Raw genomic sequence first — 4,070 nt, 5'->3', positions numbered from 1 at the left:
CCGATTGTTGAAAGCGGAGAGAACGGTCCTCCGCTACCCCGTTAACAACACCTAGGCTTCCGAAGCCTCTCGCTGCTACCCACCAGTTGCCACGGATCGAGCGCCTCGCAGACGCCACAGGGAACCAATGCTTGGCATAAGGTCGGCACATCAGAATTTTGATCCATAGACGGGCTCCAGCCGCCAACGTTGCGGTTCGGCTCGGATCGCGCCTTGCGACGCTGCAAACACGAGCGGTAGGGGATACAATCACCGGAGCGAATGCGTCCCGGGATGGCTCAAATGTCCTCCGTCGATTCTCTCGCCGCGAGACTATTGTCGGCGACATTGATGTTCGATCGTGCGTCGTTGCTGGCGCTCGAGGCTTTGGCTGCCGAATCCGACCGTCGGGTCCTAAGGCGCGGTGAGGTCCTGGTTCGCGAAGGCGATCCATCGGACAGGTTCTTCGTCGTGCTGTCCGGTCGCTTTACGGTACACAAAGGAGATGGGATTGGCTCGGTCGCCGAGATCGCTCAGGGCGAACTCGTCGGCGAAATTGGTTTCTTTGCAGGGCTGCCCCGTACGGCCACTGTCCTTGCAGCGCGCGATTCGATCGTCCTTGAAATCAGTCGCAATCATTTCGAGAAGGCGGCCGAGGCTCTGCCGAACCTGAGAGAGGCGGTCACAACATCTCTGGCGCGCCGGTTCGCCACCCAATCTCCTATTTTGTCACGTCAGAAACCTGCCAAGATCCGAACGCTTGCCATCATCGCAGCCGGCGGAAGTCGCATCTCACCGGTTTTCATCGGGCACCTACAGCAAGAGCTCGGTGCGCTCACGCGCGCTCAGTTCGTTTCCCGGCATGACGTCCACGCGAAATTCGCGGGTCGTCCGATCGACGACCAGCCGGTCCTTAACTGGTTGAACGAACTGGAGGCGCAAGCTGAATTCGTTGTCTACGTCGCCGATGAAGAACCTAATGAATGGACACGAGTCTGCATTCGCCAGGCCGATACCGTCCTGCTTGTAGCGAACGCGTCCTCCTCGCCTCGCTTGAACACGTCCGAGGAATTGGCGCTATCGGTCCATCCACCATCGACCGGTCGGCTTGTCCTAATTCACGACAATCGCTCGGCTGCGGTCTCCGGCACCTCTGCGTGGCTCGATGAGCGTCCCCATGTCGGCCAGCATCATCATGTTGCGCTGGAGGACGCGTCTGATATCCAGCGCCTGGTCCGATTTATTTCCTGCAAGGCACGCGGCTTCGTGGCGGCGGGGGGTGGGTCCCTGGGCAGCGCCCATCTGGGCGTCTACAAGGCCTTCGTCGAGGCGGGCGCGCGCTTCGACTATCTCGGCGGGACGAGTTCCGGAGCCGCGATGATGGCCGGCTTCGCAAGAGGGTTGGACGCGGAGCAGATCGACCGCGGCACGCACAACGTATTTGTCAAGAGCAGGGCGTTTCGGCGCCCCACCTTGCCGCGTTTCGCGCTTCTGGATCACAAAGCCTTCGATCGAGCCCTTCGGGAGGAATACGGCGACGTTCTGATCGAAGATCTTTGGCTTCCGTTCTTTGCGCTTTCGACCAATCTGAGCAGCCGTCAGCCCCACGTCCACCTTCGTGGGAAACTCTGGCAAGCCGTTCGGGCATCCGGCTCGCTCCCGGGTGTCCTGCCGCCGTTCTTTACGGCTGACGGCGATATGCTGGTGGACGGCGCCATCATGAACAATTTGCCGCTGGAACAGATGAGGGAACTCAAGACCGGCCCCAATGTCATCGTGAGCTTTGGGTCCAGTGGGCCGCAAAAATACCACGTCGATTACGACCGCATCCCCGGAAGATCGGAACTGGCGGTCGCCCTGCTGAACCCTTTCGGCCGTGCCCGCCTGCCGCAGGTTCCGAGCATGCTTCAGGTTATTGCCGCGAGTATGCTGGCACACGGGCCGCAGGACATTGCCGTCGGTGACGAGGATGTCTTGGTCTGTCCGCAGGTTTCGAGCACATTCATGGATTGGAGTCGGCATTCCGAGCTGTTTTCGGACGCCCACGACCGCACGGCGCAATGGATCGAGGAACGTCTCCGCCAGAACGACTCAGGGCTCCGGGCGGTGCTCGGTAACGCACATATTACTTAGCGCATCACCACTAGACTCTCCGCATTCCGTTGCTGCCCTGCATCGCGGTCCCATTGCCGAACTTACCGGCCCGGCGACTGAGCGATCATGTTGCAGTCGGCTGTGCGGTCGGAACGCGTGGTGTAGGCGGCGTGGATCACCTGACCCATGTTCATGGAAATTTCACGCACCAGCTTTAGCCGGACCGCGGTGGCGAACATGGTGGCCTCGGTGACGCCGATCGCAAATGCGTCTGGTCCGCCAATGACGCAGCGTTCGAAATAGGATTGCAGGTAGGAACGGTCGTAGATCGCAAACCCGCCGGCCCAGCCAATGCGGGGCAGTGCGATCGGCAGCCCGTTGATCGTCACGCCTTCCGCCAGAAGGACCTGCCGGACGGGATCAAGCGGCGCTCCGGCATTGTTGGGTCCATCGCCGGATACGTCAACAACCCTGCGCGGGCTGCGCAAGCCACTCTTCGCGAACAGATCACGCGCCGCCCACAATGCGCCGGAGATCGACGTTCCGCGACCTTCGGTCAACGGCAGCGCCGCGAGCCTGTCTGCCAAGATCAGAGCGTCCTCGCGGCCTTCAACAATTGTCCACGGCATGATGACTGTTTGCTGGTGTGGCCCTGCCCACTCCAGATAAAGCACTGCAATTCTGCCCCGCTCTCCCGACTTGATGGCCGTCGCGATGTCCGCGTGGCGGAAGGCACTGACGTAGCCGTCGCGTTGCACTCGTTGCTCAACGTTGCTCATCGAGGGCGAAACGTCCACGGCCAGGATCAATTGCAGATCGACTTCGGCCAGGTGGTCAGCGGGACGGTCGGTCGCGTGAGCCTGCGACGCCATCGCGAAGAGCAGCAGGCAGACGGCCGTGAGCCGCAGCACCGGTCTTGCACCCGCACATCGAGCAATCCGCACCAGGTCGTCCATGGCGAGCCTCTCGCTGACATGCAATTGTCGGTCCGAGGCGTCCCGCGCGTCACGAACAGCTTCCGATCATTCGCCGAAATCTGCGCTCCGCGCCCGTCCGGATGGTGATGACGCTTCGCAGTCCGTGCTAATATCGAAGCATTGGACTGCGGCTTCGTGCGTGAGGAAACCGGCTTGGATAGCTCGCCGCCCACGACGTTCGTACTCAACGGCATTACCGCCGACGTGAGCAGCGAGACCTTGCGCGACAAGTCCAACAGGACGATCGCGCTTCGCCAGCAGACCTTTGCGGTGCTTCGTCACCTTCTGGCGAACGCGGATCGCGTGGTCACCAAGGACGACCTGATGAGGGCGGTCTGGAACGGGATAGCCGTCACCGACGACAGCCTGGTGCAATGCATTCACGAGATCCGTGCGGCGCTCAACGACAGCCGGCAGACCGTCGTGCAGACAGTGCCGAGGCGCGGCTACAGGCTGGTCCTTCCCGCAAATGCCGGACCGAGGATGGCGACCATCCTGGCAGCCGAATTGGCCTCCGAGAGCCGGCCGACAGGCAAGCGGATTTCTGCCGCATCTCTCCGAGAGTACCGGCAGATCATCGATCGGCTGCTGGTCCAACATGCGGGTCGCGCGTTCTGGAACGGCGAAGGGAGTCTGGTCGCCGAGTTTGCCGGCCCTGTCGAGGCGATGCGGTGTGCGAGCGAGATCCAGCATGAGGTCGACAGGCGGGACTGCGAAGTTCCCGAGACAAAGCGCCTGCGCTTCCGCATCGGCGTTCACCTGGGCTATGTCGTCGCCGAGGGCGACCACCTCGCGGGCGAGGCCGCCGAGGTCGCCGCGCATCTGCAAATTCTGTCACGACCGGGTGGGATTTGCGTCACCGAAGCGGTCCACGCCTCGATGTATTCGAGGACGGCATCGTCGACCTCCTCGCGTCTTGACAGCATCAGCTCTTCGCCCTCCGCGAGACGTTTGCCGGACGGAAGGAGAAGCTCTCGATTCCTGTTCTCCAGCTGCCAACGGTGAGCGTCGGCCCTGAGG

General features: G+C 62.0%; 3 protein-coding genes. 2 read left to right on the top strand and 1 reads right to left on the bottom strand.

Features of this window, described 5'->3' with window-relative positions; genetic code table 11:
- Positions 1–282: 282 nt before the first annotated feature.
- The gene (locus EOA33_RS26650) at positions 283–2,112 is read left to right on the top strand and encodes a patatin-like phospholipase family protein (protein ID WP_189347441.1); all 1,830 of its coding nucleotides are present in this window, start codon (positions 283–285) and stop codon (positions 2,110–2,112) included.
- 62 nt (positions 2,113–2,174) lie between these two features.
- Here EOA33_RS26650 and EOA33_RS26645 read toward each other — a convergent pair whose 3' ends face one another.
- Positions 2,175–3,029, bottom strand: coding sequence for a DUF1194 domain-containing protein (locus EOA33_RS26645; RefSeq protein ID WP_126058544.1), 855 nt, complete (start codon positions 3,027–3,029; stop codon positions 2,175–2,177).
- 174 nt (positions 3,030–3,203) lie between these two features.
- Between EOA33_RS26645 and EOA33_RS40835 the strand changes: the two genes are divergently transcribed.
- Positions 3,204–4,055 carry a winged helix-turn-helix domain-containing protein gene (locus EOA33_RS40835; RefSeq protein ID WP_245482442.1) on the top strand — a complete coding sequence of 284 codons (852 nt, stop codon included), beginning with the start codon at positions 3,204–3,206 and terminating at the stop codon, positions 4,053–4,055.
- Positions 4,056–4,070: the final 15 nt, after the last annotated feature.

It is taken from the genome of Mesorhizobium sp. M4A.F.Ca.ET.050.02.1.1 (genome assembly GCF_003997725.1).
Taxonomy (GTDB): domain Bacteria; phylum Pseudomonadota; class Alphaproteobacteria; order Rhizobiales; family Rhizobiaceae; genus Mesorhizobium.
Note: the sequence above shows the minus strand (reverse complement) of the source record. Positions and strands in the feature narration are given on the sequence as shown.

Excerpts from the sequence above, each read along its gene's own strand:
- EOA33_RS26650 (WP_189347441.1), top strand. The coding sequence starts at position 283 with ATGTCCTCCGTCGATTCTCTCGCCGCGAGACTATTGTCGGCGACATTG.
- EOA33_RS26645 (WP_126058544.1), bottom strand. The coding sequence starts at position 3,029 with ATGGACGACCTGGTGCGGATTGCTCGATGTGCGGGTGCAAGACCGGTG.